This is a genomic window from Pseudomonas sp. P4_C3 (genome assembly GCF_056402075.1).
The window spans coordinates 1-5,358 of the sequence record NZ_JBFUIC010000282.1; the positions used below are offsets into that span (position 1 = coordinate 1).

The window sequence follows — 5,358 nt, forward strand, 5'->3', positions numbered from 1 at the left end:
TCCATGACCGCCAACATCCCCTACATCGGGCGCTTCGCTCCCACCCCTAGTGGCCATCTGCACTTCGGTTCGCTGGTCGCCGCACTGGCCTCCTACCTTGACGCGCGCTCAGTGGGCGGACGCTGGCTGATGCGCATGGAAGACCTTGATCCGCCCCGTGAAGAACCCGGCGCCCAGGCGGCCATTCTCAAGGCGCTGGAAAGCTATGGCTTCGAGTGGGATGGCGACCTGGTTCGCCAAAGCGAGCGGCACGATGCCTATGCCGAGGTGCTCAATCGCCTGTTCAATCACGGCCTGGCCTACGCCTGCACCTGCTCGCGCAAACAGCTGGCGCCGTACCACGGGATTTATCCGGGGCTGTGCCGCAATGCCGGCCATGGCATCGACGATGCCGCCATCCGCCTGCGTGTTCCGGAGCTGGAGTACCACTTCATCGACCGGGTGCAAGGCGAATACCGCCAGCATCTGGGCCGGGAAGTCGGCGATTTTGTGATCCGCCGCCGCGACGGCCTCTACGCCTATCAATTGGCCGTGGTCCTGGACGATGCCTGGCAGGGCATCACCGATATCGTTCGAGGTGCCGACCTGCTGGACTCCACGCCCCGTCAGCTCTACCTGCAAGAGTTGCTCGGTCTGCCGCAGCCGCGTTATCTGCATATCCCGCTGATTACTCAACCTGATGGCAATAAACTTGGTAAGTCCTACCGCTCGCCGCCGTTGACCGAGGATCAGGCAACGCCCCTGTTGCTGCGGGCGCTGCGCGCGCTGGGACAGAACCCGGGAACCGAACTGACTGATGCCACGCCACGGGAAGTGCTGAACTGGGGCATTGCCCACTGGGATGCCTCGTTGATCCCGCGCACACTGAGCCTGCCCGAGGCACAGCTGTTGTGATCGCACTTGCAGTGGCGCGCCCATCCGTTACCATCGCCGCACGTTTTCGGGCACGCGCATAAAAAGAGAGGCCGGGATGTACATCTATCGCTTGGTCCTGCTTTTGGTAGTGGGGATTTACCTGTTTTCCCCAGCCATCATGGATTGGTGGATCGACGCCACTGGCGCCTGGTATCGCCCGTATCTGCTCTGGCTGATTCTGATCGTCGTGACTTTCATCCTGCAGAGCCAAAAAGATGCCGATGAGCTTTAGCCTGACCCAGATGATCCTGATCAGTGCCGCGTACCTGGCGGTGCTGTTCGGTGTGGCCTGGATCAGTGAACGGGGCATGATTCCCCGGGCGATCATTCGCCACCCGCTGACCTACACCCTATCACTGGGCGTCTACGCCAGTGCCTGGGCGTTTTACGGCACCGTGGGCCTGGCCTATCAGTACGGCTACGGATTTTTGTCCAGCTACCTGGGGGTTTCCGGAGCATTTCTGCTGGCGCCGGTGTTGCTCTACCCGATCCTGAAGATCACCCGTACTTATCAGCTTTCGTCGTTGGCGGACCTGTTTGCCTTCCGCTTCCGCAGCACCTGGGCTGGTGCGCTGACCACGATTTTCATGCTGGTCGGCGTATTACCGCTGCTGGCCTTGCAGATTCAGGCGGTCGCCGACTCCATCGGTATCCTCACCCGCGAGCCGGTTCAGCATCGCGTGGCCCTGAGCTTCTGTGCATTGATTACGCTGTTCACGATTTTCTTCGGCTCCCGCCACATCGCCACCCGCGAAAAACATGAAGGCCTGGTGTTCGCGATTGCCTTCGAATYGGTGATCAAGCTGATCGCCCTTGGCGGTGTCGGGCTGTATGCGCTTTACGGTGTGTTCGACGGCCCGCAACAGCTTGAGTTGTGGTTGCTGCAAAACCAGACCGCGCTCGCTGCCCTGCACACGCCTTTGCAGGAAGGCCCGTGGCGTACGCTACTGCTGGTGTTCTTCGCCTCGGCGATCGTGATGCCGCACATGTATCACATGACCTTTACCGAAAACCTCAACCCGCGCTCGCTGGTCAGTGCGAGCTGGGGCCTGCCGCTGTTCCTGCTGCTGATGAGCCTGGCGGTGCCGCTGATTCTCTGGGCCGGACTGAAGCTCGGCGCCACCACCAACCCGGAATACTTCACCCTGGGCATCGGCATCGCCGCCAACAGCAAGGCTTTGGCGTTGCTGGCGTATGTCGGCGGGTTGTCCGCCGCCAGTGGCCTGATCATCGTCACCACGCTGGCGCTGTCCGGGATGGCCTTGAACCACCTGGTGCTGCCGCTGTATCAACCACCGGCCGAAGGCAACATCTACCGCTGGCTGAAGTGGACCCGCCGGGCGCTGATCGTCGCGATCATCATGGCCGGCTACGGCTTCTACCTGATGCTCGGTGCCGAGCAGGACCTGGCCAACCTCGGCATTGTCGCTTTCGTCGCCACGTTGCAGTTCCTGCCGGGCGTGCTCTCGGTCCTGTATTGGCCGACCGCCAACCGTCGCGGCTTCATCGCCGGCTTGCTGGCGGGGATCCTTGTGTGGCTGGTGACCATGTTGTTGCCACTGGTCGGCAATCTGCAGGGCTTCTACATTCCGCTGCTGAACATGATCTACGTGCTGGACGACACCAGCTGGCACATGGCGGCGATTGCCTCGCTGGCGGCCAACGTGCTGATGTTCACCCTGATCTCGTTGTTCACCAACGCCAGCACCGAAGAAGCCAGCGCTGCCGAAGCCTGCGCCGTGGATAACGTGCGCCGCCCGCAGCGTCGGGAACTGCACGCCGCCTCGCCTCAGGAGTTCGCCACGCAACTGGCCAAGCCACTGGGTGCAAAGGCGGCGCAGAAAGAAGTGGAACAGGCACTGCGCGACCTCTATCTGCCTTTCGACGAACGCCGACCCTATGCCCTGCGCCGCTTGCGTGACCGCATCGAGGCCAACCTCTCCGGCCTGATGGGCCCGAGTGTGGCCCAGGACATGGTCGAAACCTTCCTGCCCTACAAGGCCGGCGGCGAAAACTACGTCACCGAAGACATTCACTTCATCGAAAGTCGCCTCGAGGATTACCACTCGCGCCTGACCGGCCTGGCCGCCGAACTCGATGCCCTGCGCCGCTATCACCGCCAGACCTTGCAGGAATTGCCGATGGGCGTTTGCTCGCTGGCCAAGGATCAGGAAATTCTCATGTGGAACAAGGCCATGGAGGAACTCACCGGCATCGCTGCGCAGCGCGTGGTCGGTTCGCGACTGAGCACCATTGCCGATCCATGGAAAGAACTGCTGCAAGGCTTCATCAATCTGCCGGACGAACACTTGCACAAACAGCACCTGGCCCTCGACGGCCAGACCCGCTGGTTGAACCTGCACAAAGCGGCGATCGACGAACCCCTCGCGCCGGGCAACAGTGGCCTGGTGTTGCTGGTGGAAGACTTGACCGAAACCCAGATGCTCGAGGACAAACTGGTGCATTCCGAGCGTCTGGCCAGCATCGGTCGACTGGCGGCCGGCGTGGCCCATGAGATCGGCAACCCGATCACCGGTATCGCGTGCCTGGCGCAGAACCTGCGCGAAGAACGTGAAGAAGACGGCGAGCTGAAGGAAATCAGCGGCCAGATCCTCGAGCAGACCAAACGCGTGTCGCGCATCGTCCAGTCGCTGATGAGCTTTGCCCATGCCGGCAGCCATCAGCACAGCGACGAGCCCGTCTGTCTGGCCGAAGTGGCTCAGGATGCCATCGGCCTGCTGGCCCTGAACCGACGCAATTTCGAAGTGCAGTTCTACAACCTGTGCGACCCCGAACACTGGGTCGAAGGCGACCCGCAACGGCTGGCCCAGGTATTGATCAACCTGCTTTCAAACGCCCGTGACGCCTCGCCTCCCGGCAGTGCGGTACGGGTCAAGAGCGAAGCTGGCGAACACACGGTCGATCTGATCGTGGAAGACGAAGGCAGTGGTATTCCGTCGAGCATCATGGACCGATTGTTCGAACCTTTCTTCACCACCAAGGACCCTGGCGAAGGCACCGGTCTGGGCCTTGCACTGGTCTATTCCATCGTTGAAGAGCATTATGGACAAATCACCATCGACAGCCCGGCTGATGTTCAAAGCCAACGCGGCACCCGAATCAGGGTTACCTTGCCGCGTCATGTCGAAGCGACGTCCGCTGTGAACTGAGACCGTCGAGAGTATCGAATCAATGCCGCACATTTTGATCGTCGAAGACGAAACCATTATCCGCTCCGCCTTGCGCCGCCTGCTGGAACGTAACCAGTACCAGGTCAGCGAAGCCGGATCAGTGCAGGAAGCACAAGAACGCTTCACCATTCCCTCGTTCGATCTGATCATCAGTGACCTGCGTCTGCCGGGCGCGCCTGGCACGGAGCTGATCAAGCTCGCCCAAGGCACGCCGGTGCTGATCATGACCAGCTATGCCAGCCTGCGCTCGGCAGTCGACTCGATGAAAATGGGTGCGGTGGATTACATTGCCAAGCCATTCGACCACGACGAAATGCTGCAAGCCGCCGCACGAATCCTGCGTGACCGACAAACGGTACAAGCCGGTGGTGAGGCAGTTGCCGGCAAAGCCGCCAACGGTGCGGCGAAATCCGGTACCGACAACAGCAACGGTGAAATCGGCATTATCGGCTCGTGCCCGCCGATGCAGGACCTGTATGGCAAGATCCGCAAAGTCGCGCCAACCGATTCCAACGTTCTGATCCAGGGCGAGTCGGGCACCGGTAAAGAGCTGGTGGCGCGCGCCCTTCACAACCTCTCAAAACGCGCCAAGGCACCGATGATTTCGGTGAACTGCGCAGCCATTCCGGAAAGCCTGATCGAATCCGAACTGTTCGGCCACGAGAAAGGCGCATTCACCGGCGCCAGCGCCGGACGCGCCGGCCTGGTGGAAGCGGCGGATGGCGGCACCTTGTTCCTCGACGAAATCGGTGAACTGCCGCTGGAAGCCCAGGCACGACTGCTGCGCGTATTGCAGGAAGGCGAAATTCGTCGTGTTGGCTCGGTGCAGTCGCAAAAAGTCGATGTGCGCCTGATCGCCGCGACTCACCGCGACCTCAAGAGCCTGGCGAAGATCGGCCAGTTCCGCGAAGACTTGTATTACCGCCTCCACGTTATCGCGCTGAAGCTGCCAGCCCTGCGCGAACGCGGTGCGGACGTCAACGAAATCGCCAACGCCTTCCTGGCGCGGCAAAGTGCGCGAATCAACCGCACCGACCTGACGTTCGCCGCGGATGCCGAGCAAGCCATTCGTCACTACTCCTGGCCGGGCAACGTTCGCGAACTGGAAAACGCCGTCGAGCGTGCCGTTATCCTGTGCGAAAGCCCGGAAATTTCCGCCGAGTTGTTGGGCATCGACATCGAGCTGGGCGACCTGGAAGACGACGAATTCATTGGCCTGCCCCCACAACAGGGCAATGGCAATGCCAGTAAC

4 protein-coding genes are annotated in these 5,358 nt (G+C 61.3%); all 4 read left to right on the plus strand.

The genetic code is table 11. The annotated features are described in order from the left end of the window. Window positions 1-3: 3 nt before the first annotated feature. The gene (gene gluQRS / locus AC1DVH_RS25650; protein ID WP_477756165.1) at window positions 4-894 is read left to right on the plus strand and encodes a tRNA glutamyl-Q(34) synthetase GluQRS; all 891 of its coding nucleotides are present in this window, start codon (window positions 4-6) and stop codon (window positions 892-894) included. Between the two features lie 76 nt (window positions 895-970). Next, on the plus strand, window positions 971-1,147 hold the full coding sequence (locus tag AC1DVH_RS25655) for a hypothetical protein (protein WP_003176118.1): 177 nt from the start codon (window positions 971-973) through the stop codon (window positions 1,145-1,147). Then, window positions 1,131-4,085, plus strand: coding sequence for a sensor histidine kinase (locus AC1DVH_RS25660; protein ID WP_477756163.1), 2,955 nt, complete (start codon window positions 1,131-1,133; stop codon window positions 4,083-4,085). Before AC1DVH_RS25655 ends, AC1DVH_RS25660 begins: the two co-directional genes overlap by 17 nt. Before the next feature lie 22 nt (window positions 4,086-4,107). Beyond that, window positions 4,108-5,358, plus strand: a 1,251-nt coding sequence (locus tag AC1DVH_RS25665; protein WP_477756164.1) for a sigma-54-dependent transcriptional regulator, incomplete at its 3' end; no start/stop codon positions are given.